Raw genomic sequence first — 26,484 nt, 5'->3', positions numbered from 1 at the left:
ACGTTTGGGTCTGTGTGACTTGCCATTTAATCTGGCTGCGATTTTTTGCGTAATAGGACAGTGATGAAGCCCGAACTTAGCGATTTTGTCTATGCCCCTGATGCTTCAAGCGCATAGACCTTGCTTAACCTAAGTCGCCGAAGCGAACTTGCAAAGCGGTGATTGCGGTCAGCGCCGTGGTTTCCGTGCGCAGCACGCGCGGCCCGAGCAAGATATCTGTGAATCCGTAGCCGCCGGTCATGGCTATCTCTTCGGCGGACAAACCGCCCTCAGGGCCAATCAGCAGGCGGACATTATCCACCGGCAGCGGCAGCGTATTGATGCTGTGGCTGGCGCGCGGGTGCAGATTGAGCTTCAGGCTGTTGTCCTGCTCGGCGCACCAGGCTTCTAGCTGCATGGCTTCGCGAATTTCTGGAATACGGTTGCGGCCACACTGCTCGCAGGCCGCGATGGCAATTTTCTGCCACTGCTGGAGTTTTTTCTCCAGCCGCTCGCCGTCGAGTTTAACGCCACAACGCTCTGAAAACAGCGGAGTGATGGTGTTCACGCCCAGCTCGATAGATTTCTGAATGGTGAACTCCATCTTTTCGCCGCGCGAGATGACCTGCCCGAGATGTAAATTCAGCGGAGATTCATTATCGGCCAGCACGCCCGCCCCGACGCTCACGCGAACGCTCTTCTTATCGACGTGGGTGATCGTGGCTTCAAAGGTCTGGTTGCTGCCATCGAACAGCTGGATATTCTGCCCCGGCTGCATACGCAATACGCGGCCAGTGTGGTTTGCCGCATCTTCGCTAAGCGCAATGTCGCTGTGGTCGATAATAGGTTGCGGGTGAAAAATGCGAGGTATGCGCATGTCGGGCTGCTGTCCTTAAAGTCTTCGGTAAGTGGGTATCTTAGGTTAGCCCTTTTGCTGCATGCAAGCCTGCTGCACGTAAGGATTATGATTTCCCTGTACTTGTGCAATGCGATTATCGCGCAAGCATTCCCACGAGGTCACCGGATACTGCTTGTTCCACGCGGTAAATAGCTGAGTCTGCTGGCGCGATAAGTTGAGCTGGTATCGGTCGCGCATATAAAAATAGGTGCGGGCAATGGCACCACGGGCGCGGGCTGGCGGCTCGGCGGCCTTGGCTTTGAAATCCACCTTCATCTCGCAGCGACCGTATTGGCCTTCGCCACCGTTCCACTGGCTGTACATAAAGTTATTGCGGTCACCATTCACTTCGCCAATTGCCGGTTGCAGGTTATGCAGGTCGGTTTCGATTTGGCGATAGCCCGCGTCTTTGGCGCAGCTTTTGCGCCCGCCGTCCTGCCAGCACTGGCGTAAGTGGCCGAATTGCCACGCGGGCATCACATGCTCCCATTCAATGCGTTCGGCGCGAGACTGATTCTTGCGTGGCTGATAACCGCAGGATTTCAGGTCTGGCGTACCTTTCTTACCTTGCCAACTGATATCGCAGCCGCAGTAAAAAGTGGGCGCGCCCTGATTGATTTTTACCGCCTCGGCCTTTGCCTGACTGAAGTTGTTGATGCCCTTGCTGGCGGCGAGAAAAGGGAGGAATAGGGCGACGAGCCCCAGTGAGGCAATGAGTTTGCGAGACATATTTCTAATTAACCTGGTGTGAAGCAATCTGATGCGAAAGGCGGGCAGGGTACCCAAAGCTGGCGGGGCTGACAATCAGGAAATGCTGATTTTATTGTTTAATAATCAAACGATTAACCCGTTCCTTTGACGTGAAATCGTAACAGTTCGCCGCAGTGGCGGCAGCGATATTCCGCCTCTTTACGCATGACGCGGTTGTGGCGTCGGACCGTCAGTTGGTGCTCCTGACAGGCGCAGAGGTAAGGGTAGGTTTTGCTTTGAACCGAGGCGGTTTCGAACTTGTGGGTGCGGCTGGCAGAAACGCCGAGCACCTGCTCCATCATCCAGCGCCACTCTTTGCCGTGGGGCGCGGCGGCGCGTCCAAAGCGTCGGTAAACCAACAGGTGCGCCAATTCGTGTGGCACCACTTCATCGACAAAGGGCTGCTGGTTTTCGATCAGCAATATCGGGTTGAGGCGGATTTGCCAGTGTTGCAGGTAGGCGCTTCCCGCGCTGGTGCCGCGCTGTTGATAGCTGATTTCCGGCTCTGAATAGTCAGTACCGAAATAGGCATTTGCGAGCTGGAGTTTTTCCCGCAGGCAGCGCATGACGGCCTGTTGCAGGGCGATTGGGAGGCGTGGGCTTTTCATCAGGCGAAGAATAAATCGCGGCGAGGGGAGATGCAAACAGTTAGTGAAAGCTCCCCCCTACGGGCGGGAGGAGCCGTTTTGTGGCTTATTTACCGATGTCGCGCAGCGCTTCGCCTTTCATCAGGTTGCGTTCGATGTGTTCCAGAGAAACGTTTTTGGTTTCAGGAATCAACGCAATGGTGATGAAGATGAACACCACGTTCAGTGCGGCGTATACCCAGAAGGTATTGGCGTTGCCGAGGCTGTCCAGCATGGTCAGGAAGGTAGCGCCGACAATCATGTTGGCAATCCAGTTGGTGGCAGTGGAAACGGTGATACCAAAATCACGACCGCGCAGCGGCTGGATTTCAGAGCACAGCACCCAAATCAGCGGACCGGCGCTCATGGCGAAACCGACGATAAACATCAGCAGCATGGCGATGGAGAAGTATTTCGCCGCGTCCGATTCCACGCCGATATGCAGCATGGTGCCGAGGATACCCATGCCCAGCGCCATCACCAAGAAGCCGAGTTTCAGCGTAGGTTTACGGCCCCAGCGGTCAACCAGACCAATGGCGATAAAGGTGGCAAGAACGTTAACCAGACCGACGATCACCGTGCCCCACATCTGTTGAGAGGTGCTGGCAAAGCCGGCAATCCCGAAGATTTTTGGCGCGTAGTACATGATGACGTTCATCCCGGTGAACTGCTGCATTACTTGCAACAGGATGCCGAGGAACACCGCGCGGCGGAAGTTCTTGTTGCTGGTGAACAGGCCCCAGCCACTCTGTTTGATTTTCAGGCTTTCGCGAATTTCATCCAGCTCGTTTTTCGCCTGAGCACTGCTATCACGCAGTCTTTCCAGCACGCGTCGCGCCTTGTTGTCATCGCCACGCGCCGCCAGCCAGCGTGGGCTATCTGGCAGGAAGAACACGCCAATCAACAGCAGCAGGGCAGGGATGGTGATCACACCCAGCATCCAGCGCCATGCGCCGGTGTAACTGAAGGCGGTGTCAGACAGGTAGGCCGCCAAGATACCGATGGTGATCATCAACTGGTACATGGAAATCATGCTGCCGCGGATTTTCTCGGGTGCGATTTCGGACAGGTAAATTGGCGCGGTGTAGGAGGCGATACCTACTGCCAGACCCAGTAGCACGCGTGCCACAATCAGCACTTCGGCGTTGGGCGCGAAGGCAGAGCACAGGGAGCCGACCACGAACAGCACGGCGCCAATCATCAGGCTGAATTTACGACCAAGGCGGAAGTTAAGCCAGCCACTGCCGATAGCGCCGACGGCGGCACCGAACATCATCGAGCTGACCACCCACTCTTGCTGGTGGCTGGTTATCTGGAATTCATGACTGATGAAGGGAAGAGCGCCAGCGATGACCCCGATATCAAGGCCAAACAGCAGGCCCGCTAGTGCAGCGAGAAAACAGACAAAGAAGGTCACGCTTTTATTCGAGCGTTTTCCTTTGCTAGACGTTGAGTTACTCATACTGCCTCCAAAAGATAGCAATAATGCTTAGCTTGTTATGTTATTTACCCTTGCCCACGCATAAAGTGAGCCAGATCACAGCGTTGTAATCGTTTACACTTATCGAATCAATTGCACATCAGGTTCGTGAAGCTTTGGCGAGGAGCAATGCAGGGGAAAGGGTTTGCGATGAAGAGTAATACGGAATTCTTTGACTTTAATCAATCAGTATTGGTTTAAAGGTCGCTGATTTTATCTTTAATTACATGATTGTAAAGTAATTATAGTTTGTAATCGTTTCCACTTTGATTGTTGTTTTCGCCCACTGCCCCGCTTTCTGCTTTTCAGTGTAGTCGCTAACGCTTAGTCCGCTTATATACCGGGAGGGCGATGACTCGCCGGGGGCGAAGCAAATGAGCCAAAAAAAAGCCCGGTGCGTTAACACCGGGCTTTTTGCAATCTGTAATGAGAGGGCGATTACAGGTTGGCGGCTTCGCGCAGTTGCGCTGCCTTGTCCGTTTTTTCCCAAGGGAAGTGCTCGCGACCGAAGTGGCCGTAAGCTGCAGTTTCTTTATAGATTGGGTGCAGCAGGTCCATCATCTGGATCAAACCGTATGGGCGCAGGTCGAAGAATTCACGTACCAGCAGGGTTAACTGCTCGTTGGAAACTTTACCCGTACCGAAGGTTTCAACCATGATTGAGGTTGGTTCTGCTACGCCGATAGCGTAAGAAACTTGGATCTCACAACGGTCTGCCAGACCTGCTGCCACGATGTTTTTCGCAACGTAACGCGCAGCGTAGGCCGCAGAACGGTCAACTTTGGATGGGTCTTTACCAGAGAACGCACCGCCGCCGTGACGTGCCATGCCGCCGTAGGTATCAACGATGATTTTACGGCCAGTCAGACCACAGTCGCCCATTGGTCCACCGATAACAAAGCGGCCAGTTGGGTTGATGTGATATTTGGTGCTGGCGTTCAGCCATTCTGCTGGCAGAACTGGCTTGATGATCTCTTCCATCACGGCTTCTTGCAGGTCTTTCAGCGCAATGTCTTCAGAGTGCTGAGTCGACAGTACAACGGCGTCGATCCCGACGATTTTGCCTTCGTCATACTGGAAAGTAACCTGGCTTTTCGCATCCGGGCGCAGCCATGGCAGGGTGCCAGCTTTGCGAACTTCAGCCTGACGCTGAACCAGACGGTGTGCGTAAGTCACTGGTGCTGGCATCAGCACGTCAGTTTCATTGGTCGCATAACCAAACATCAGACCTTGGTCACCTGCGCCTTGTTCCAGCGGATCAGAACGGTCAACACCCTGATTAATATCAGGAGATTGCTTACCGATAGCGCTCAGAACGGCACAAGAGTTGGCGTCAAAGCCCATTTCGGAATTGACGTAACCAATCTCGCGGATGGTCTGACGAGTAATTTCTTCTACGTCTACCCAGGCGGTGGTGGTGATTTCGCCACCTACTAATACCATGCCGGTTTTAACGTAAGTCTCACACGCCACGCGTGCTTTTGGGTCTTGCTCTAAAATCGCGTCGAGGACGGCATCGGAGATTTGGTCTGCGATTTTATCTGGATGTCCTTCTGAAACAGATTCGGACGTAAAGAGGTGTTTAGCCATTATCTTCTTTACCTTCATACGACGGGTTAGAAATCACTGCATAGCGATGGGAACACGGCAGATAAAGAGTCCGGCTCTTATATCGTCGAATGCATCCTGCACGTCCCCACAAGGCAAAGACCTTCAGCAGTTTGACAGTTAATCCGCAACATCGAGTAAGAAAAGTCCCTAAGAAGGATATAGACGGATTAACATCTGGACGGCTATTTTAGGATAGCAGCTGTTACAAAAGCCAGTCATTTTTGTGATAGAAGTAGCCATTATGTGCGGCTTTTGCGTGACATTCACGGATCGAAACAATCCTCTACGCAATTTCATTTTGCAATTACAGCGGGTTGTAGGTATAACGGCCCGCGCCCTGAATGTTTCATTCATCCAGCGTATTCCAGTGTTTACTGTTTCTTAGCAAGACTGCCCGCCGGTGATGCGTGGCACGTGTGGAGGTGGTTAGATTAATGACCCACTTTTTACCGTTTGTAACATTTCTACAGCATCCCCAGCAGGCCGGTTTAATTGCTGCTGCACTCCTTTCTGAAAAATTTCTGTCATCTATCCGATGTTATAAACAGCTGGTCCGTCATTCGGCAGCGTTTAGACAGCCTGACTATAGACAGCTCAGTCCAACATTTCTGAGCGCTACTCAGCTACATCGGGCCGGTTAATACCATCTCTCCCGTTAAAACTGACGTAGCCCGCCATTTAGGGGCGATAGCCCTATGGGTGGGTTCTGACTCGTTCACCGGAGTCCGGCATCATGTTTACAAGCAAAAGAATTCTATAATCATATGAGTGATAAACAGTTTGCGAACGCGGCTTTGCAGGGGTTTCTCCTGTCGCAAAGCCCGCTGTTTGGGTTGTTCTCACTTGTTGTTACTGCGATAGTGGCTGGCGATGTGGTCAGTGTTACAAGAGGATTTACTTATGTCTGATGACATCCAGTCCCACCGTCCGTCACATGCGGGCGATTCTGTTTCTTTGCGCTCCATGCAGGAGGTTGCCGTGAACGATCGTGATGCCAGCAAAATGCTGCGCACTTACAACGTTGCCTATTGGGGTAACAATTATTATGACGTCAACGAGCTGGGCCACATCAGCGTCTGCCCGGATCCAGATGTCCCGTCTGCCCGCGTGGATTTGGCTAAGCTGGTAAAAGACATGCGCGAGCAGGACGGCCAACGTCTGCCAGCGCTGTTCTGTTTCCCACAAATTTTGCAACACCGTCTGCGCTCGATTAACGCCGCGTTCAAACGCGCCCGTCAATCTTTCGGCTATGAGGGTGATTACTTCCTGGTTTACCCAATTAAGGTCAACCAGCACCGCCGCGTAATTGAATCACTGGTTGAATCCGGTGAGCCACTGGGTCTGGAAGCTGGTTCTAAAGCCGAGCTGATGGCTGTTCTGGCCCACGCGGGCATGACCCGTTCGGTTATCGTCTGTAACGGCTATAAAGACCGTGAATACATTCGTCTGGCGCTGATTGGCGAGAAGCTGGGCCACAAGGTTTACTTGGTTATCGAAAAGATGACTGAGATTAAGCTGGTGTTGGAAGAAGCCGAACGCCTGAACGTGATCCCACGTCTTGGCGTGCGTGCGCGTCTTTCTTCGCAGGGTTCCGGCAAATGGCAATCGAGCGGCGGCGAGAAGTCTAAATTCGGTCTGGCAGCTTCTCAGGTTCTGCAATTGGTTGAAATGCTGCGTGAAGCTGGCCGTCTGGAAAGCCTGCAACTGCTGCACTTCCACTTGGGTTCTCAGCTGGCGAACATCCGTGATATTTCAACTGGCGTGCGTGAATCTGCCCGCTTCTATGTTGAGCTGCACAAGCTCGGCGTCAACATTCAGTGCTTCGACGTGGGCGGCGGCTTGGGCGTTGACTATGAAGGGACGCGCTCCCAGTCAGATTGCTCGGTCAACTATGGCCTGAATGAATACGCCAACAACGTGATTTGGGGCATCGGCGACGCCTGTAATGAGCACGGCTTGCCGCACCCGACGGTGATCACCGAGTCTGGCCGCGCGGTTACTGCGCACCACACCGTGCTGGTGTCCAACGTGATTGGCGTTGAGCGTAACGAGTTCCGTGATCCGGTAGCTCCGGCTGACGACGCGCCGCGTGCTCTGAGCAGCATGTGGGACACGTGGAATGAGATGCATGATCCGGAAAACCGCCGCTCGCTGCGCGAATGGCTGCACGACAGCCAGATGGACCTGCATGATGTCCATAGCCAGTACGCGCACGGGATTTTGGATCTGACTCAGCGCGCCTGGGCGGAAGATATCTATCTGAATATCTGCAACATGATTCAGGATCAGCTGGATCCGAGCAACCGCGCGCACCGTCCGATCATTGACGAGCTGCAAGAGCGCATGGCGGACAAACTTTACGTAAACTTCTCGCTGTTCCAGTCCATGCCGGACGCGTGGGGTATCGATCAGCTGTTCCCGGTTCTGCCGCTGGAAGGGTTGGACAAACCGCCGGTAGGTCGCGCCGTGCTGCTCGACATCACCTGTGACTCCGACGGCACCATCGACCATTACATCGACGGTGACGGCGTGGCGACCACCATGCCAATGCCGCCGTATGACCCAGAGAACCCGCCAGTGCTGGGCTTCTTCATGGTCGGCGCTTATCAGGAAATCTTGGGCAACATGCACAACCTGTTCGGCGACACCGCCGCGGTTGACGTGTTTGTCTTCCCTGATGGCAGCATTGAAGTTCAGCAGTCAGACGACGGTGACACCGTGGCTGACATGCTGGAATACGTGCAGCTGGATCCGAATGTGCTGCTCACTCGCTTCCGTGATCAGGTTAAAGAGACCGATCTGGATGAAGCTCTTCAGGCGCAGTTCGTCGAAGAGTTTGAATCCGGCCTGTACGGTTACACCTATCTGGAAGAAGACGAGTAAGGCGGCTGATATTCCGGCTTGAAGGTAAGCCGGAATAGGGTAAAATCCGCGCCATTAGCAAGACATATTGACTCTGAAGATCCCTTCCTCGTCGGGTAAACGACGCGGTGGGGATTTTTTTTCATCTATACTTCACCACTCCGTCATGGCTGCCGCCCTGCGGCGTTGCATAAGAGGACTGTTTAATGAGCACTTTAGGTCATCAACCTGATAACTCCTTGGTTTCCAACGCGTTTGGTTTCCTGCGCTTCCCACTGAATTTCCAACCTTATGAAGCCGATGCTGATTGGGTTATCACCGGTATTCCTTTCGACATGGCGACTTCTGGTCGTTCTGGCGCACGTCTGGGCCCGGCGGCAATCCGTCAGGTTTCTGTGAATCTGGCATGGGAAGGCAAACGCTGGCCGTGGGATTTCGACCTGCGTGACCGTCTGAAAGTGATCGACTGCGGCGACGTGGTGTTCAACTTTGGTGATGCACAGGACCTGACCGACAAGCTGCAACAGCACGCCGAGAAAGTGCTGGCTTCAGGCAAGCGCATGCTCTCTTTCGGCGGCGACCACTTCGTGACTCTGCCACTGCTGCGCGCTCACGCGAAGCACTTCGGTAAAATGGCGCTGGTGCATTTCGACGCCCACACCGACACCTACTCTAACGGCAGCAAATTCGACCACGGCACCATGTTCTTCCATGCGCCGAACGAAGGTCTGATCGATCCAAACCACTCGGTGCAGATCGGTATTCGTACTGAGTTCGACAAGGATCTGGGCTTCACCGTGCTCGACGCGGCGCAGGTTAACGATCGCACCGTTGACGATATTTTGGCGCAGGTTAAGCAGATCGTTGGCGATCTGCCGGTTTACCTGAGCTTCGACATCGACTGTCTGGATCCGGCACATGCTCCAGGCACTGGCACCCCGGTGATTGGCGGTCTGACGTCAGATCGCGCGCTGAAACTGGTTCGCGGCCTGAAAGATTTGGATCTGGATATCGTCGGCATGGACATCGTTGAGATTGCTCCGGCTTACGACCAGTCTGAAATCACCGCGCTGGCAGCCGCCACTTTGGCGTTAGAAATGTTGCACGTTCAGGCTGCTAAAAAAGCTTAAGGGTTTAACCTTTAAGCTAACCTGTTGCAAATTAAGTGCTTCTTAAGCCCGGCCTTTACCGGGCTTTTTTTATTTGTGATCTCCGCCTCACTATAAGTTTTTCCTCTTTGATAAATACCTTCAAATAAATGAATATTTAAATCATCAAATTGTTGAAGATTTTTATGTTATTTTCGACCTTCTCTAGTGCGCCGCGGAAATTGCCAAAATGAGTATGACATTCATCAAGAAAGAAGGTATTGCCCTCGTTAGCCTCGCCAGATATCTGCTGGTTATGAAAGGAGGCGAGCGTCTTAGAACTATTGATGAGATGTCGGATGAATTCTCGCTATCAGTCGGAGTGGTCCAGAACGCGCTGAAAACGCTGGAAGCCAACGATTCAATCAAGCTCGAACGTCGCGGGCGTAACGGCACTATCCTCAAAGAACTGGATATGTCCAAGCTGTTGCAGCAGGCGGATTTAGGCAATCTGGTTTGCGCCATGCCGCTGCCGTACACCAAATTATATGAAGGGCTGGCCAGTGGCCTGAGGTCGCAGTTCACCACCTTGCCGCTGTTTTTTGCCCACATGCGCGGTGCCGAAGTGCGTATCAACTGCCTGATTGAAGGTATTTACGATATCGCCGTGGTTTCCCGTCTGGCGGCTGACAGCTATATCGAGCAAGGCAAAGTGGTGACAGCGGTGAATCTTGGCCCGCGCTCTTATGTCGATGGTCACCAGCTTATTTGCCGCCAAGGCGCATCGGGCGAAATTCGCCGCGTGGGCTTTGACCCTAGCTCCCCTGATCAGCGCCTGCTCAATGACATCGCTTTTGCTGGCAAAGAGGTGGAGTGGGTTGAGACGCCTTATAGCGAATGTTTGCGCCATATTGAAAACAACATGATTGATGCCGCGATTTGGAACGTGAGCAATGCCAAGCCAAACCCAATGCTTGAAGCCCACCCGCTGACCGGCGATCCGCGCTATCAGCAGGCGTCAGAAGCGGTGATTTTGGTGAGAAAAGACAATGCGCCGATCCTGCGATTGCTCACCACCTTGGTGGACACTTTTGCCCTGTTGAACCATCAGCAGGCCGTTGAACGAGGCGAGATCGAACCTCGTTATTAGTTTTTAGACTACAAGGCACTTCGGTGCCAAACACAAAGAGGAAGTTATGGAAACAAGACTCGCTATTCTGGCCGAGGCCGGGGTGATTGATGAAGACATTCATCAGGCAATGAGATTAGTCACATTGCGTCTGGAGCGTCACTGGCAGCTGCCGGTGAGAACCGAGCAGGGGATTTTGGCACTGACCCACCTGGCTAACGCCGTGATGCGTGCGCGTCGCGGTGAAGAGATTCAGGGCATTGATGATGAGCTGCGCGCCGAGCTGGAAAGTCTGGAAGAGTTCACGCAAATCGCCGCCATCCATCAAGACGTAATGGGCCATTTTCCATTGAATGTGCCGGAACATGAAGTGGGTTACCTGCTGGTGAACATTGCGGGTTTGTATCAGAACCGCTAAGCGAGTGGCACGGATAAGTCGTCGCTATTTTTCACGACTTAAATATTCAAAAAAATGATTATTTAGATACAAGCAGAAAGGGAAAGCCAGCTCATGTTTCTACAAGCTTTGGAAAAACAGAATCCAGCGCTGATCGATGCCGCCGTCGCACTGTGGCGCAAAGGCGAAATTGCGCCGGATACCTGTGTCATTGATGTCGACCAGATGCTCAGCAATGCCCGGCTTTTACTGGCCGAGGCCAAGCGTTTAGGTTTGACGCTCTATGCGATGAGCAAGCAGGTCGGGCGCAACCCGCAGCTGTGCCGTTTGCTGATTGAATGTGGTTTTACCGGCATTGTGGCGGTGGATTTTAAAGAAGCGCGCCAGCTGATGCGCCACGGCATCCCGGTTTCCCACGTGGGGCACCTGGTTCAGCCGCCGGAAAGCATGATTGCCGAAGTGCTGCGCCATCGCCCTGAAGTGGTGACGGTATTTTCGCTGGAAAAGGCCCGCAGTATTTCAGCCGCGGCGCTGGAAATCGGCATCGTTCAGCCGTTGCTATTAAAGGTTACTGACGCGGGTGACGCTTTATATAGCGGCCAAGAGGGCGGTTTTGCACTCAGCGAGCTGCCGCAGGTGGTGGCGGAGTTAAGCACTCTGGCGGGCGTGAGCATCGCCGGCGTGACGCACTTCCCGTGCATGCAGTATGACGCCAAGCAGCAGCGCACCGTGCGCACCGCAAACATGGATACTCTGCTGTCGGCGCGCGACATTCTGGTCGAGCAGGGCGTGGACGTTATTCACGTCAACGCGCCGAGTGCCTCGAGCTGTGAAACCTTCGCCGAGTTGGCGCAGTTGGGTGTCACTCACGCCGAGCCGGGCCACGCATTGACAGGCACCACCCCGGCTAACCAGCGCGGCACCTGTCAGGAAAAAATTGCCATGCTGTACCTCACCGAGGTATCGCACCAGTACGAAGGGCGCGCTTACTGCTTCGGTGGCGGATATTACCGCCGTGGCAATCTGGATAACGCGCTGGTGATTGACGGCGACGACCGACGTCGCGACCGGGTTATCACGCCAGACATGAGCAGCATCGACTACTGCTTACAGCTCGCCGAGTCGCACCCTATCGGCAGCGCGGTGGTGATGTGTTTTCGAACCCAAGTATTTGTCACCCGCAGCGATGTCGCTTTGATCAGCGGTGTTTCAACCGGAAAACCAGTGCTAATGGGCCTGTACGACAGTTTGGGCAACACCATTAAGGCGGAGGCGAAATGAGTAAATATATTGTTTTGGTGATCGACAGCTTCGGTATCGGCGAGATGCCAGATGTGCCAGACGTTCGCCCGCAGGATATCGGCGCTAACACCTGTGGTCATATCCTAGAACGCCTCCCGGAACTGAATTTGCCGGTGATGCGTCGCATGGGGCTGATGAATGCGTTGGGTTATCCGGTCGGTTGCATGACCCCTTCTGACATCGCCACCTTTGGTCGGATCGGCTTGCAGCACGAGGGCGGCGACACCTTCGTCGGGCATCAGGAGATCATGGGTACGCTGCCATTGCCTCCGCTGACTTTGCCGTTCTCGGCGGTTATTGATGAGGTCGAAAACGCGTTACGGTTGAAAGGTTTCGTCACAGAACGTATTGTTCTCAACGATTTAAGCTACCTGTGGGTTAACAACGCGGTGGCGATTGGCGACAATCTGGAAGCCGATGTTGGTCAGGTTTACAACATTAGCGCTAATTTGTCGCAGGTCAGCTTCGCGCAAACGCTGGAAATTGGCCGCTGCGTTCGCGCCTGTGTCAAAGTCGGGCGGGTGATCGCTTTCGGCGGCGAAATCGACGATAGCAGCTCGATTCGCGATGCCGCCGAAGTGCGCGATGGCAAATACATTGGCATCAACGCGCCGCGTTCCGGTTTATATCGCAAAAACTTCCAAGTAGCCCATCTGGGTTATGGCGTTGATGAGAAGACTCAGGCGCCAGCGAAGTTACACGACGTTGGAATCAAAACGGTACTGGTCGGCAAAGTGGCGGATATTGTCTCCAATGAGCATGGCACGAGTTATATGCAACTGGTTGACTCGCAAACCATTCTCGACATTACGCTGAAAGAAATCAGCCAGCCGGGCGATGCATTTATTTGTACCAATATTCAGGAAACGGATTTAGCAGGGCATGCAGAAGACGTCGAGCGATATGCCGACCGCCTGCAAGTCGTTGATAAGTCGCTGGCGCAGTTTATTGATGCCATGCAGCCTGAAGACTTATTGGTGGTGATTGCCGATCACGGCAACGATCCAACCATTGGCCATAGCCGCCATACCCGTGAGCAGGTGCCGTTGTTGGTGTATCAACACGGATTGCCGCCGGTTGAGCTGGGCTGGCGTACTACGCTTTCAGACGTAGGCGCTAGCGCCTGTGACTTTTTCGGGGCTGCAAAGCCGCAAAACGGTCGCTCTTTCTTGCCTTTACTGTCGCTTAACGCCACGACGAGTACTTCGCCAACACCGGAGAAAAAACCATGATCAATCCACTGGGATATACCTATGCTCACGAGCATTTGCATATTGATTTGTCCGGTTTTAAGGACAATATCGACTGCCGTTTAGATCAGTACGAACCTCTGTGTGCCGAAATGCGAACTCTGGTGAGCAAAGGCGTACTGAACATTGTTGAAGTGACCAACCGCTATATGGGCCGTAATGCTCAATTTATGTTGGACTTAATGCGCGATACCGGCATTAACGTTTTAACTTCAACAGGTTATTACACTGACAGCTTCTACCCGGCCCACGTGCGTAATACCAGCGCGCAGCAGTTGGCGGCAGAAATGATCGGTGAGATTGAAAACGGCATTGATGGCACCGCGCTTAAGCCTTGTGTCATAGCCGAAATCGGCACCAGCGAAAACCGTATTACGGAAGATGAAGTCAAAATGTTCCACGCTGCGGCGCTGGCTCACCATGCAACAGGTTTGCCGATTTCAACTCACACCAGCTTCAGTACTATGGGGCCGGAGCAGGTGGTGATGCTGGAAAATCATGGCGTTGCGTTAGAGAATGTGGTGATTGGTCACTGTGATTTGAAAGACGATCTGGACCAAATTTTCCGTATGCTCGACAAAGGCGTTTATGTACAGTTCGACACAATCGGTAAAAACAGCTACTTCCCGGACACCCGTCGGGTCGAGATGCTGCAAGCACTGATCGCGCGCGGATTCGGCGACAAAATCATGCTGTCGATGGACATCACGCGCCGTTCTCATCTGCAAGCCAATGGCGGCAGTGGTTTTAGTTATTTGGTTGATACTTTTGTTCCCATGTTACTCGGCGCGGGCATTACTCAGCGTCAGGTTGACACTTTACTTCGCGATAATCCGGCGACTTTCTTTGGTCGTGCCGGCGCACTCTGAGCAATTAAGGTAAATAAAATGAAAAAAATTGGTATTGCAGGGCTACAGCGTGAACAGATTCAAAAACTGGTAGAAGCCACAGCGCCGGGCGAGTTCGAGTGTCACATTCTGAGTGATATGGAAGCAGCCTCGAAAGTGAAAAAAGGTGAGCTGGATTACTACATTGGTGCCTGTAACACCGGCGCGGGTGCGGCTTTGTCGATGGCTATCGCCATCATCGGTTACAACAAAAGCGCCACCATCGCCAAGCCGGGTATTCAGGCGAAAGCCGATCAGGTTGCCAAATTCATTGCTGAAGGCAAAGTCGCTTTCGGTCTGTCGGTCGAGCACGTGGAACACGCAATCCCACTGTTGATCACCCAGTTACGTTAATCGTGAGATAACGACTATGGAATACGTACACATTATTGTGGTGGCGTTATTAACCGGGATGACCGCCTTACTGGCGCACAAATCGGTTGCAGTGTTTCATGACGGTATCCGACCAATCCTTCCGCAGCTGGTAGAAGGTAATATGAGCCGCCGCGAAGCGGGCAGTATTGCATTTGGTCTGAGCGTGGGCTTTATCGCCTCGGTAGGCATCTCCTTCACCCTGTCGACCGGCCTGCTTAACTCATGGCTGCTGTTCCTCTCCACCGATATCATCGGCGTGCTGGCGATTAACGCGTATCTGGCCTTCGGCTTAGGGGCTATCTGGGGCGTGTTGGTGTTCACCAGCCTGCCTGCGGTAAACAGCGTCCTGACCTCGCTGCCGGTTAACTTTATCGGTTCGCTGGGTGAGCTGAGTTCACCCGTTATTTCAGCCTTCGCGCTGTTCCCGCTGGTGGCGATTTTCTACCAATTTGGCTGGAAGTCGGGGGTTATCGCTGCGCTGCTGGTGCTGTTGACTCGCCTGCTTATCGTGCGATTCACGCCGCTGTCTCCAGAATCTATCGAGATTTTCGTCGGTATGATTTTGCTGATTGGTATCGCGATTTACAAAGATGTCAAAGCCAAAGCGCACCTTGGCGGTGGTGGCGAGTCGATGTTCGAAGAGCGAACCTCGCGCATTATTAAGAACTTGCCGCTTATCGCGATTGTCGGCGCACTTATCTCTGCGGTGGCCAGCATGAAGCTGTTCGGCGGTAGCGAAGTGTCGATTTACACGCTGGCAAAAGCTTATGCACCGGGCGTCTCTCCGGCGGACTCTGCGAGCCTTATCCATCAGGCAGCACTGGCTGAATTCATGCGCGGCTTGGGCTTTGTTCCCATGATTGCCACCACGGCGCTGGCCACCGGGGTCTACGCCGTAGCCGGTTTCACCTTCGTCTTCGTGGTCGGTTACTTGGTGCCGAACCCGTGGTTAGCTGCACTGCTGGGCGCGATTGTGATCAGCTTAGAAGTGCTGCTACTGCGTTCAATTGGCAAATGGATGGGGCGTTTCCCATCGGTGCGTAATGCGTCTGATAACATTCGTAACGCCATGAACTTGCTGATGGAATACGCGCTGCTGATTGGTGCTATCTTCGCCTCGATTAAAATGGCGGGTTACACCGGTTTCACCATGACCACCGCGATTTACTTCCTCAACGAAGCCTTGGGTCGCCCAGTATTGAAAATTGCAGCACCAGTGGTTGCGGTTATCATTACCGGTATCGTGCTTAACTTGTGTTTCTGGGCGGGTATCTTCATCCCAGCATAAGATAAAGTTTAACGATTTAATTAAAGCGCAATTTTATTTATTAAAGTTGCGCTTTTTTATTTGGAAATGATTTTTTGCAGAATAGTGATATTCAGATTACGGCTATTCGCGTAAAAGTAGTTCGCATAATAATAGGTATTTATTTTCTCTCTTCACTTTTCAGTTTTTAATCGCGCTGCGACAGTAGGGTTATTATTAGCGTTGTCTGCTGTGATCTCCCAAACTGGCGTACTCCCTGCGCTGTGGCCGCTCGACGGCTTTGGTTCCACAAAAATAAGATTTATTTATCATTTTGCATGTTATTAGGTATTTTGCGGGGAATAATCAGTGAAAGCTGTAAAGTGCATGACCAAGAAGCGAATGTTATCGACATTCACTTTGTTACCTATTATTACTTTTCTCAGCGGCTGTGCTTTTATTCATTCAGAGCCGCCGGTCGCTAAAAAAACAGATATTGCGAAACTCACCACAATAACTATTCCTAATGGCGGAGTTTGGCCATCCACTGAATGGTGGAAGCAATATAATAACCCGCAATTAAATCAATTAGTGGCTCAAGCGCTGGCGGATTCACCTACTCTGGCCGTGGTTGAGCAGCGAGTCATGCTAGCTAAAGCACAAACCGAAACGGTACGTGCTGGCGCGGGTGCCAACCTGAATTTTGGTGCCGACGTTGAGCGGCAGAAAGTGTCGGCTGAGGGCATACTTGGCCCCTTCGCCGTGGATGACCCGGCAGCTGGCACCACCGGCCCGTGGTACACCAACGGCACCTTTGGCTTACAGGGCAGCTATGAGTTTGATATTTGGGGCAAAGATCGCGACCGCATCGAGGCCGCTTTAGGCCTTGAGCAAGCCAAACAGGCCGAACTGGCGGAATCCAAACTGCTGGTCTCCTCGGCGGTGACCGAGCTGTATTGGGATATGCAAACCGTGATGGCGCTGCAAGACACCTTGCAGCAGATGCGTGAGCAAGAGGCGCTGATTGTCCATACCGATGAGAAATTGTATTCCGAAGGCATCTCTTCTTCCTTGGATGACACCGTCGGCAGGGTGTCGCTGGCCAAGCTTGACCAGCGCATTGCCTCCAATCAAGGCGAGCTGCATGCCTTACAGGCCACCCTCGGCGCGATGCTCGGCCTGCAACATCCCTTGCCTGAGATTAAAGCCGTGCCTCTGCCGGACGTCAGCCAGCCATTGCCGCCGAAGCTCAACTACCAGCTGCTGGCGCGCCGCCCTGACTTGCAGGCCGCGCACTGGTATATCCAATCCTCTCTGAGCCAAACCGAGGCCGCGCGCGCCGCTTTCTACCCAACCGTCAATTTGATGAGCTTCCTGCAATATGACGCTTTGCACCTCAGCGACCTGTTCCGCAGCTCGGCCCAGCAGGCGGGCGGCATTTTGGGCTTCACGTTGCCGATTTTCGACAGTGGTCGCCTGAATGCCAATTTGGCGGTGGTGCAGTCGGACAGCAATCTGGCTATCGCTTCCTATAACAAAGCCGTGGTTTCAGCTGTGACCGACGTGGTGAAAGACGCCAGCGCCATGCAGACCTTGGCCGAAGAGCGCGTCCAGCAGCAGCAGGTGGTTGATGGCGAAACCCACATTTTATCGCTGGTGCAGCGACGCTTTAACGCCGGGCTAGCCAGTGGTAATCAGGTGTCGAAAGCGCGCATCCCGCTGTTGGAAGAGCAGGCCAATTTGTTGATATTGAAAAACAAAGCCAACAATGCGGATATCAGCCTGATCACGTCATTGGGCGGTGGGTATCATCAGGGGGCGGCAAACTAGAGCCGTTGAAAAGGTAAAGGCGCGGATCGCTCCGCGCCTTTGTGCTTTGGTTTGAAAGCTGTAGTGAAGGTTTACTGTCCGGCGGCAATGCGTTCGCGAATGTGCTTGGCGCGGGCTTCGGAAGAAGGGTGGTCGTCAAACCAGCCAATGCTGCTGCCTTGTTCCATTTTTGCCAATTTCTCAAAGCTGGTGGCCAGCCCGGTTGGGTCGATGCCGCGCTGCTTCAACAGATCAAAGGAGTAGTCATCGGCCTGAGACTCCTGTTTTTGCGAGAACTGGGCGTTGACGTATTTCTCACCCAGATCGGCGAGTTGCGACTGTGACAGCGTGGCACTGATGCCGCCCAGTGACGAAGCCACAGAGCGCGCGGCGGTAGCGCCGTAGGCAACCTGCATCGCTTTGCGGGTGTGACCGAGGGCAACGTGGCCCATTTCGTGGCCGAGTACGCCTTCGACTTCGTTGTCATTCATCATGTCCATCAGGCCGCTATAGACGCGAATACAGCCGTTAGCCATCGCCCAGGCGTTGACGTCTTTGGTCAGGTAAACCTTATAGTTGGCGGGCGTGCCGTTGATGTTGTCGCCGAGCGCGGCAGAAATTTTCTTCAGGCGTTGCGCGTATTCGCTGTCGTCTGGGGCGATTTTGGCTTTCTTGTCCATCTCTTCGCAAGACTGCACGCTGAGGGTTTTAACATCAGCATCGGACAAAGTGGCGGCTTGGTAAGCCTGAGCACCGGATTGCATCAGCGTGTCGGTATTCACGGTGGAGCAGCCGGCAATCAGGGTAGCGAGACTTAAGCTCAACAGCGCAGGAGTCATTTTCATCAGTTTTGGTTCCCAAAAGTAACAATCAGAAGCAAAGAAAAAGCCTTCAAAAAGGCATTATTGATAAGGATAGCGGTAAATTAGGCTTTTAGGGCTTGCCGTTCTATAGTTGATATCCTAAAAATTGCACTGATTTAAAAGTCTTTTTTGTGAAGTTCATCACGCGTGTTAATAGAGATTGCCGTTTTAATGCCTAGTCTGAGAAAATGACTTTCTTGACTGCTTTTTTAATCCGACCTGGAGTAGAACATGTCCTCTCGTAAAGAGCTTGCGAACGCTATCCGTGCATTGAGTATGGACGCCGTGCAGAAAGCGAATTCCGGCCACCCTGGCGCCCCTATGGGCATGGCTGATATTGCCGAAGTCCTGTGGCGTGACTACCTGAACCACAACCCAACTAACCCACATTGGGCTGACCGCGACCGCTTCGTGCTGTCGAACGGTCACGGTTCTATGCTGATTTACAGCCTGTTGCACCTCACTGGCTACGACCTGCCAATCGGCGAGCTGGAAAACTTCCGTCAGCTGCACTCTAAAACCCCGGGCCACCCAGAATACGGTTACACCCCAGGCGTTGAAACCACCACGGGTCCACTGGGTCAGGGCATTGCCAACGCAGTAGGTTTCGCTATTGCAGAACGCACGCTGGGCGCGCAGTTCAACAAGCCGGGCCACGACATCGTTGACCACCACACCTACGCCTTCCTGGGCGACGGTTGTATGATGGAAGGCATCTCTCACGAAGCCTGTTCACTGGCTGGCACCATGAAACTCGGCAAACTGACCGCGTTCTATGATGACAACGGTATCTCCATCGACGGCCACGTTGAAGGCTGGTTCACTGATGACACTGCTAAACGTTTCGAGTCTTACGGCTGGCACGTCGTGCGTGGTGTTGATGGTCACAACCCAGATTCCATCAAAGCAGCTATCGAAGAAGCTCACAAAGTCACTGACAAACCATCCCTGTTGATGTGCAAAACCATCATCGGTTTCGGTTCACCAAACAAAGCCGGTACCCACGACGTTCACGGTGCTGCTCTGGGTGCTGCTGAAGTGGCTGCAACGCGCGAAGCGCTGGGCTGGAAATACGCTGCCTTCGAAATTCCACAAGACATTTATGCTCAGTGGGATGCTAAAGAAGCTGGTAAAGCGAAAGAAGCCGCGTGGGACGCTAAGTTCGACGCTTACGCTAAAGCTCACCCAGAATTGGCAAAAGAGTTCAAACGCCGTATTAAGGGCGAACTGCCAGCTAACTGGGAAACTGAAGCACAGAAATTCATCGAGCAGCTGCAGGCAAACCCTGCCAACATCGCAAGCCGCAAAGCGTCACAAAACGCGCTGGAAGCTTTCGGTAAAGTGCTGCCAGAATTCCTCGGTGGTTCTGCTGACCTCGCGCCAAGCAACCTGACCATGTGGTCTGGCTCTAAGTCTATCGGCGACGATCAGGCGGGTAACTACATTCACTACGGCGTGCGCGAATTCGGCATGACCGCTATCACCAACGGTATCGCACTGCATGGCGGTTTCCTGCCGTACTCTGCAACCTTCCTGATGTTCGTTGAATATGCCCGTAACGCGGTGCGTATGGCGGCACTGATGAAGATCCGTAACGTGTTCGTCTACACCCACGACTCTATCGGTCTGGGCGAAGATGGCCCAACGCACCAGCCGGTTGAGCAGATCGCCAGCCTGCGCGTTACGCCAAACATGAGCACTTGGCGTCCAGCGGATCAGGTTGAATCTGCGGTAGCTTGGAAATACGCCATCGAGCGTAACGACGGCCCAGTCACGCTGATCTTCTCTCGTCAGAACCTGACCCAGCAACCACGTACTGCTGAGCAATTGGCAAACGTGGCGCGCGGTGGTTATGTGCTGAAAGACAGCGAAGGCACGCCAGACGTGATTCTGATCGCGACCGGTTCAGAAGTGGGCATCACTGTAGAAGCTGCTGACAAGCTGGCCGCTGCGGGCACCAAAGTGCGCGTAGTGTCTATGCCTTCTACCGACGCCTTCGACAAACAGGACGCGGCTTACCGTGAATCTGTCCTGCCGAAAGCCGTGACTGCTCGCGTAGCAGTAGAAGCGGGTATCGCTGACTACTGGTTCAAATACGTTGGCCTGAATGGCGCTATCGTTGGTATGCACAGCTTCGGCGAGTCTGCACCAGCCGATCTGCTGTTCAAAGAGTTCGGCTTCACCGTCGACAACGTAGTGGCTCAGGCTCAGTCTCTGCTGAAGTAATTCGCTAAAGCTTGAAGTCAAAAGGCATCCTTCGGGATGCCTTTTTTATGGCGGGTTTGCAACGAAAGAGTATGACCCAGCTCGCAGTTCTCGTTAGCAATGACGTAGGTCAAACTGCATGGCCGCCACCTCGGCTACACTCAAAATCCCTAATCAGTATTTAATGTTGTCAGTTGAATGATAAAAAGACTGACGTAAATATGATGTAAACGTTAAAGCGGGGTAATGATGGGCTTTAGTGTGGCGATTTTTCCAGCAATCGCACCGGGAAATGCGCCGAAATCGGGCGGATTATTCCTTTTGTATACACTTTAGTTTATGCTCGGCTGAACCGTTTCAGTTGCGAAGTTAGTGGTTAACGTCGCGGTTGAGTGGTTAACGTGTTATCGCAAGAAAAGCAAAACGCCGCCCCGGCATGCAGAAACGTTGTTGAGAATGATTCACCGTTACTGCGCACTGCATTACTATAGGGTTACCACCATTAGGTAACAACCGTGTAACAGGGAGAAGTATGCCAATACGTATTGCAATTAATGGCTTTGGTCGCATCGGCCGTAGCGTATTGCGCGCGTTATATGAATCCGGGCGTCGGGCAGAGATTAGCGTTGTCGCTATTAATGAACTTGCCAGCCCCGAAGGCATGGCTCACCTGTTGAAGTACGATTCCAGCCACGGGCGTTTCCCATGGGACGTCAGACAGGAAGGCGAGCAGCTTTATGTCGGCGATGACAGCATCCGCCTGTTACACCAGCCAGACGCAGCCAAGCTGCCATGGGGTGAACTGAGCGTTGACGTGGTGCTGGATTGCACCGGCGTTTACGGCAGCCGCGAAGATGGCGAGACCCAGCTCAAAGCCGGTGCCAAGAAAATCCTCTTTGCTCATCCCGGCGGGCACGATCTCGATGCCACCGTGGTCTATGGCGTTAACCACAACTTGCTTGAACGCCAGCACCGTATTGTCTCCAACGCCTCTTGCACCACCAACTGTATTATCCCTGTTATCAAGCTGTTGGACGATGCCTATGGCATTGAGTCCGGCACCGTAACCACCATCCATGCGTCGATGAATGACCAGCCAGTTATTGACTCGTACCATGCCGATTTACGCCGCACGCGCGCAGCAAGCCAGTCAATCATCCCAGTTGATACTAAACTTGCAGCTGGCATCACGCGCATCATGCCCAAGTTCTGCGATCGCTTTGAAGCCATCTCAGTTCGCGTGCCTACCATCAACGTGACGGCGATAGATTTAAGCGTTTTTGTCGGGGGAAGTGTGACGGTCGAAGAGGTCAACCAGCTGCTGCAAAAGGCCGCACAGGGTGCTTTTCGTGGTATAGTTGACTATACCGAACTACCATTAGTCTCGACAGATTTTAACCATGATCCACACAGTGCCATCGTTGATGGCACGCAAACGCGGGTCAGTGGACAGCACCTGATTAAGACACTTGTCTGGTGCGACAATGAGTGGGGTTTTGCTAACCGAATGTTGGACACAACATTGGCAATGTCCGCCAGCGGTTTCTAGTACGGCACTCCCAGCTTGTTGCTGGAATTGCCCTCAAGCAACTTTAAAGAGAATCAACGAGAGGATTCACCATGTCTGTTATTAAGATGAGCGATCTGGATTTAGCGGGTAAACGCGTACTGATCCGTTCAGACCTGAACGTACCAGTAAAAGACGGTAAAGTGACGTCTGACGCCCGTATCCGTGCTTCTTTGCCTACTATCGAAGCCGCCCTGAAACAAGGCGCTCGCGTGATGGTAACTTCGCATCTTGGTCGTCCGACTGAAGGCGAGTACAACGAAGAGTTTTCTCTGCTGCCAGTAGTTAACTACCTGAAAGATAAGTTGTCTTCTCCTGTTCGTCTGGCTAAAGATTATCTGGACGGCGTTGATGTTGCTGAAGGTGAGCTGGTTGTTCTGGAAAACGTTCGCTTCAACAAAGGCGAAAAGAAAGACGACGAAACCTTATCTAAAAAATACGCTGCCCTGTGTGACATCTATGTGATGGACGCCTTCGGTACCGCGCACCGCGCGCAGGCTTCTACTCACGGCGTAGGCAAATTCGCACCAGTAGCTTGTGCAGGTCCACTGCTGTCTGCTGAGCTGGAAGCACTGGGCAAAGCGCTGGGTAACCCAGCTCGCCCAATGGTTGCTATCGTGGGCGGTTCTAAAGTTTCTACCAAACTGACCGTGCTGGAATCCCTGTCTAAAATCGCTGACCAGCTGATCGTCGGTGGCGGTATTGCTAACACCTTCGTTGCCGCGCAAGGCAACAACGTGGGCAAATCCCTGTACGAACCAGACCTGTTAGACACCGCGAAAAAACTGCTGGAAACCTGTGATATCCCAGTTCCAACAGACGTTCGAGTAGCGACTGAGTTCTCTGAAACTGCCACTGCCACTGTGAAACCAGCGTCAGAAATCAAAGACGAAGAACAAATTCTCGACATGGGCGACGTTTCTGCAAATCGTCTGGCCGAGATCATCAAAAACGCTAAAACCATTCTGTGGAATGGCCCGGTTGGCGTATTCGAGTTCCCTAACTTCCGTAAAGGGACTGAGATTGTCGCGAACGCGATTGCTGACAGCGAAGGTTTCTCCATCGCAGGCGGCGGCGACACTCTGGCAGCTATCGATCTGTTCGGTATCGCTGACAAAATTTCCTATATCTCCACTGGCGGCGGCGCATTCCTTGAGTTCGTTGAAGGAAAACAACTGCCAGCTGTTGTGATGCTAGAAGAGCGTGCTAAGAAGTAATGAACTTGAGTAGGCGGCATAAGGCTGCCTACTTTTCTATTTCGCGCGAGGGGCTGCACAGTGGAACTCAGGCGAGATAGCAACCGTTTCAAATCCATCTACGGCCGACGAAAAAGGACACCGAACTATGTCTAAAATTTTTGATTTCGTAAAACCAGGCGTCATCACTGGTGATGATGTTCAGAAAGTTTTCGCTATTGCTAAAGAAAACAACTTTGCTCTGCCAGCAGTTAACTGCGTAGGCACCGACTCCATCAACGCCGTTCTGGAAGCTGCTGCTAAAGTTCGCGCTCCAGTGATCGTGCAGTTCTCTAACGGTGGCGCTGCGTTCATCGCGGGTAAAGGTCTGAAAACTGACGTGCCACAAGGCGCGGCAATCCTGGGCGCAATCTCTGGCGCACACCACGTTCACCAGATGGCTGAGCACTACGGTGTTCCAGTTATCCTGCACACCGACCACTGCGCGAAGAAACTGCTGCCATGGATCGACGGTCTGCTGGACGCTGGCGAAAAACACTTCGCGAAAACCGGTAAGCCACTGTTCTCTTCTCACATGATCGACCTGTCAGAAGAATCTCTGGAAGAAAACATCGAAATTTGCAGCAAGTACTTAGCTCGCATGGCAAAAATCGACATGACTCTGGAAATCGAACTGGGTTGTACTGGTGGTGAAGAAGATGGCGTTGATAACAGCCATATGGACGCATCTGCTCTGTACACTCAACCACAAGACGTTGATTACGCTTACGAAAAACTGAACGCAATCAGCCCGCGCTTCACTATCGCTGCGTCATTCGGTAACGTTCACGGCGTGTACAAACCAGGTAACGTTAAACTGACTCCGACCATCCTGCGTGATTCTCAAGAGTACGTTTGCAAGAAACACAACCTGCCACACAACTCCCTGAACTTCGTGTTCCACGGCGGTTCTGGTTCTACTGCTGCTGAAATCAAAGAGTCTGTGGGTTACGGCGTGATCAAAATGAACATCGATACCGACACCCAATGGGCTAACTGGGACGGTATCCTTCAGTTCTACAAGAAAAACGAAGCTTACCTGCAAGGTCAGTTGGGTAACCCAGAAGGCGCGGACAAACCTAACAAGAAATTCTATGACCCACGCGTATGGCTGCGTGCTGCACAGTCTTCCATGGTGACTCGCCTGGAACTGGCATTCAAAGAACTGAACGCAATCGACCGTCTGTAATTTTAAAGCTCTGACCTGCGGGTCAGGCGCTGAGAATTACCTTAAAAGGGGCTTCGGCCCCTTTTTTTATTGTCTATAATCCGGCAAATATATGTCTGGCTTCCCATAGGCTCTTCATAGATAGGAAAATAAAAATGCGCCTTGCCGTTCTGCTGACTCTACTCGCTCTTACCCCGCTGGCCCACGCCGCCGAGGTTGATTGCAAAAATGCCAACACCCAGACTGACATGAATATCTGCGCCGCGCAGGACTTCAAACACAGCGACACCCTGTTAAATCAGGCCTATAAGCTGAAGATGTCACAACTCAATGCTGACCAGCAGAAGAAGTTGAAAGTCGCCCAGCGCAGCTGGATTGCTTTTCGCGACAGCGATTGTGACTTCCAATCTTCTGGCGTCGAAGGCGGCTCAGCGCAGCCGATGGTTTATTCTATGTGTCTGAAAGAGAAGACCGAGCAGCGCACCAAAGAAATTAATAACATTATGCACTGCGAAGAAGGTGATTTAAGCTGTCCATAACATGAGGTCCGAAGGTAGAAAGCCATGAAGCCAAAATCTGTCACTCTTGATGATGTCGCGCGCCATGCGGGTGTGTCCTATCAGACCGTTTCTCGCGTCCTGAATCAGGCGGCGCACGTGTCCGTCAGAACGCGCGATAAAGTCGAACAGGCGATGGCTGAGCTGAATTACGTCCCAAACCGTGTTGCCCAGCAACTGGCGGGCAAAAAAAGCTTCACTCTCGGACTGGCGACTACCGAACTGGCGCTGCACGCACCTTCACAAATCGCATCTGCGATGAAAACTCGCGCGAATCAGTTGGGTTTCAACGTTGTGATTTCGATGATCGACAACCTGAGTCTGGCCGCCTGCCGTACGGCGGTGAACGAACTGATGTCACAGCGGGTGGATGGGATTCTGATCAACGTGCCGCTGTCAAATGATGATGCGACAGCAATAGCTCAGCTTTGTGGCACTTTGCCGGCGCTGTTTCTGGATGTAGATCCCGAAGCCGACGTCTTCAAAATTCTGTTCGATCCGCATTGCGGGGCTGAGCAGGGGGTGGAACATTTGCTGGCGCTTGGACATCAGCAAATCGCGGTGCTGACTGGTCCGCTCGAATCTATCTCTGCGCGTTTGCGTTATGAAGGCTGGATAAACACACTGGCTAGGCGTGATATTACACCCTGTGCGATTCAGCATGGCGACTGGAGCGCGGCGTCGGGTTATCAGCAGGCGTTTTTACTGCTCAAACAGCCGAAGCGTCCGACAGCCATTCTGGTCGCCAATGACCAGATGGCGCTCGGTGTCCTGCGTGCCGTGCATGAGTTTGGTCTGCGGGTACCGGAACAAATTTCGGTGATTGGCTATGACGATACTGAAGACAGTGCCTTTTTCTTCCCGCCGCTGACCACCATCAAACAGGATTTTCGCCTACTGGGGCATGAGAGCATCAATCGACTGTTGGGTAATCTGCATAATCATGACGATCATCACGGTGACTCGCTGTTGTTGCCCACTTCTTTGGTTGTGCGCCATACCACTGCCAGACCAGGCGCAGAAAATGTCTCACAGGAAACGTTGTCTCAGGAACTGATCCGCATCGCGCATCAGCTTAGTGCTCTGTAAACCTTCTTTGTAAACACTGGCTGGCGCGGAATTTGTGATCCGCGTCCCTTTCCTGAATTCCTCCGCTTTACTTACTTTCTTCAGATAAGCATGTTTACATTATTGTGAGCG

General features: G+C 52.8%; 22 protein-coding genes. 16 read left to right on the top strand and 6 right to left on the bottom strand.

The features are described 5' to 3' along the window. Nucleotides 1–124: 124 nt before the first annotated feature. The 5 genes from rsmE to metK all read right to left on the bottom strand — a co-directional run bounded on the left by rsmE (nt 125) and on the right by metK (nt 5,323). Nucleotides 125–856 (bottom strand): 16S rRNA (uracil(1498)-N(3))-methyltransferase, encoded by a 732-nt coding sequence (gene rsmE, locus GEAM_RS15360; RefSeq protein WP_034793087.1) that lies wholly within the window; start codon nt 854–856, stop codon nt 125–127. A gap of 45 nt (nt 857–901) precedes the next feature. After that, nucleotides 902–1,606, bottom strand: coding sequence for a deoxyribonuclease I (gene endA / locus GEAM_RS15355; protein WP_034793084.1), 705 nt, complete (start codon nt 1,604–1,606; stop codon nt 902–904). Nucleotides 1,607–1,719: 113 nt separating this feature from the next. Next, nucleotides 1,720–2,235, bottom strand: coding sequence for a SprT family zinc-dependent metalloprotease (locus tag GEAM_RS15350; protein ID WP_034793081.1), 516 nt, complete (start codon nt 2,233–2,235; stop codon nt 1,720–1,722). Nucleotides 2,236–2,320: 85 nt separating this feature from the next. Next, on the bottom strand, nt 2,321–3,715 hold the full coding sequence (locus tag GEAM_RS15345) for a sugar porter family MFS transporter (RefSeq protein WP_034793077.1): 1,395 nt from the start codon (nt 3,713–3,715) through the stop codon (nt 2,321–2,323). Between the two features lie 456 nt (nt 3,716–4,171). After that, nucleotides 4,172–5,323: a methionine adenosyltransferase gene (gene metK / locus GEAM_RS15340; protein ID WP_034793075.1), complete on the bottom strand. Its 1,152-nt coding sequence runs from the start codon at nt 5,321–5,323 to the stop codon at nt 4,172–4,174. A gap of 921 nt (nt 5,324–6,244) precedes the next feature. Between metK and speA the strand changes: the two genes are divergently transcribed. The 10 genes from speA (at nt 6,245) to GEAM_RS15290 (ending at nt 17,710) form a co-directional block, all read left to right on the top strand. Further along, a complete protein-coding gene (speA, locus tag GEAM_RS15335; protein ID WP_034793073.1) occupies nt 6,245–8,227 on the top strand; it encodes a biosynthetic arginine decarboxylase in 1,983 nt (660 codons plus the stop codon). Nucleotides 8,228–8,412: 185 nt separating this feature from the next. Next, on the top strand, nt 8,413–9,336 hold the full coding sequence (gene speB, locus GEAM_RS15330; RefSeq protein WP_034793070.1) for an agmatinase: 924 nt from the start codon (nt 8,413–8,415) through the stop codon (nt 9,334–9,336). A 208-nt stretch (nt 9,337–9,544) separates the two neighbouring features. Further along, nucleotides 9,545–10,444, top strand: a complete 900-nt coding sequence (yhfZ, locus tag GEAM_RS15325; RefSeq protein WP_034793067.1) for a GntR family transcriptional regulator YhfZ — start codon at nt 9,545–9,547, stop codon at nt 10,442–10,444. A gap of 46 nt (nt 10,445–10,490) precedes the next feature. Then, the gene (locus GEAM_RS15320) at nt 10,491–10,841 is read left to right on the top strand and encodes a PRD domain-containing protein (RefSeq protein WP_034793065.1); all 351 of its coding nucleotides are present in this window, start codon (nt 10,491–10,493) and stop codon (nt 10,839–10,841) included. Nucleotides 10,842–10,934: 93 nt separating this feature from the next. Beyond that, nucleotides 10,935–12,101, top strand: a complete 1,167-nt coding sequence (locus tag GEAM_RS15315) for a YhfX family PLP-dependent enzyme (protein WP_034793062.1) — start codon at nt 10,935–10,937, stop codon at nt 12,099–12,101. Further along, entirely contained in the window at nt 12,098–13,354 is a 1,257-nt protein-coding gene (locus GEAM_RS15310) for a phosphopentomutase (RefSeq protein ID WP_034793060.1), read from the top strand. Before GEAM_RS15315 ends, GEAM_RS15310 begins: the two co-directional genes overlap by 4 nt. Continuing rightward, complete coding sequence (locus GEAM_RS15305) at nt 13,351–14,241, top strand: phosphotriesterase-related protein (RefSeq protein WP_034793058.1); 891 nt, start codon at nt 13,351–13,353, stop codon at nt 14,239–14,241. Before GEAM_RS15310 ends, GEAM_RS15305 begins: the two co-directional genes overlap by 4 nt. 18 nt (nt 14,242–14,259) lie before the next feature. Next, on the top strand, nt 14,260–14,613 hold the full coding sequence (locus GEAM_RS15300; protein WP_034793057.1) for a DUF2620 domain-containing protein: 354 nt from the start codon (nt 14,260–14,262) through the stop codon (nt 14,611–14,613). Between the two features lie 16 nt (nt 14,614–14,629). Further along, on the top strand, nt 14,630–15,922 hold the full coding sequence (locus tag GEAM_RS15295) for a YhfT family protein (RefSeq protein ID WP_034793055.1): 1,293 nt from the start codon (nt 14,630–14,632) through the stop codon (nt 15,920–15,922). Between the two features lie 345 nt (nt 15,923–16,267). Continuing rightward, a complete protein-coding gene (locus tag GEAM_RS15290) occupies nt 16,268–17,710 on the top strand; it encodes an efflux transporter outer membrane subunit (RefSeq protein WP_072009912.1) in 1,443 nt (480 codons plus the stop codon). A gap of 71 nt (nt 17,711–17,781) precedes the next feature. Here GEAM_RS15290 and loiP read toward each other — a convergent pair whose 3' ends face one another. Further along, the gene (gene loiP, locus GEAM_RS15285; protein ID WP_034793053.1) at nt 17,782–18,534 is read right to left on the bottom strand and encodes a metalloprotease LoiP; all 753 of its coding nucleotides are present in this window, start codon (nt 18,532–18,534) and stop codon (nt 17,782–17,784) included. A gap of 249 nt (nt 18,535–18,783) precedes the next feature. Between loiP and tkt the strand changes: the two genes are divergently transcribed. The 6 genes from tkt to GEAM_RS15255 all read left to right on the top strand — a co-directional run bounded on the left by tkt (nt 18,784) and on the right by GEAM_RS15255 (nt 26,373). Continuing rightward, nucleotides 18,784–20,778, top strand: coding sequence for a transketolase (tkt, locus tag GEAM_RS15280; RefSeq protein ID WP_034793051.1), 1,995 nt, complete (start codon nt 18,784–18,786; stop codon nt 20,776–20,778). A 511-nt stretch (nt 20,779–21,289) separates the two neighbouring features. Continuing rightward, on the top strand, nt 21,290–22,306 hold the full coding sequence (gene epd / locus GEAM_RS15275) for an erythrose-4-phosphate dehydrogenase (protein ID WP_034793050.1): 1,017 nt from the start codon (nt 21,290–21,292) through the stop codon (nt 22,304–22,306). A gap of 71 nt (nt 22,307–22,377) precedes the next feature. Beyond that, nucleotides 22,378–23,541, top strand: a complete 1,164-nt coding sequence (pgk, locus tag GEAM_RS15270; protein ID WP_034793048.1) for a phosphoglycerate kinase — start codon at nt 22,378–22,380, stop codon at nt 23,539–23,541. Between the two features lie 127 nt (nt 23,542–23,668). Next, nucleotides 23,669–24,748: a class II fructose-bisphosphate aldolase gene (gene fbaA / locus GEAM_RS15265; RefSeq protein WP_034793046.1), complete on the top strand. Its 1,080-nt coding sequence runs from the start codon at nt 23,669–23,671 to the stop codon at nt 24,746–24,748. Between the two features lie 134 nt (nt 24,749–24,882). After that, entirely contained in the window at nt 24,883–25,266 is a 384-nt protein-coding gene (locus GEAM_RS15260) for a lysozyme inhibitor LprI family protein (protein WP_051899537.1), read from the top strand. Between the two features lie 24 nt (nt 25,267–25,290). Then, a complete protein-coding gene (locus GEAM_RS15255; RefSeq protein WP_034793039.1) occupies nt 25,291–26,373 on the top strand; it encodes a LacI family DNA-binding transcriptional regulator in 1,083 nt (360 codons plus the stop codon). Nucleotides 26,374–26,484: the final 111 nt, after the last annotated feature.

Source organism: Ewingella americana ATCC 33852 (assembly GCF_000735345.1).
Classification (GTDB): domain Bacteria; phylum Pseudomonadota; class Gammaproteobacteria; order Enterobacterales; family Enterobacteriaceae; genus Ewingella; species Ewingella americana.
Note: the sequence above shows the minus strand (reverse complement) of the source record. Positions and strands in the feature narration are given on the sequence as shown.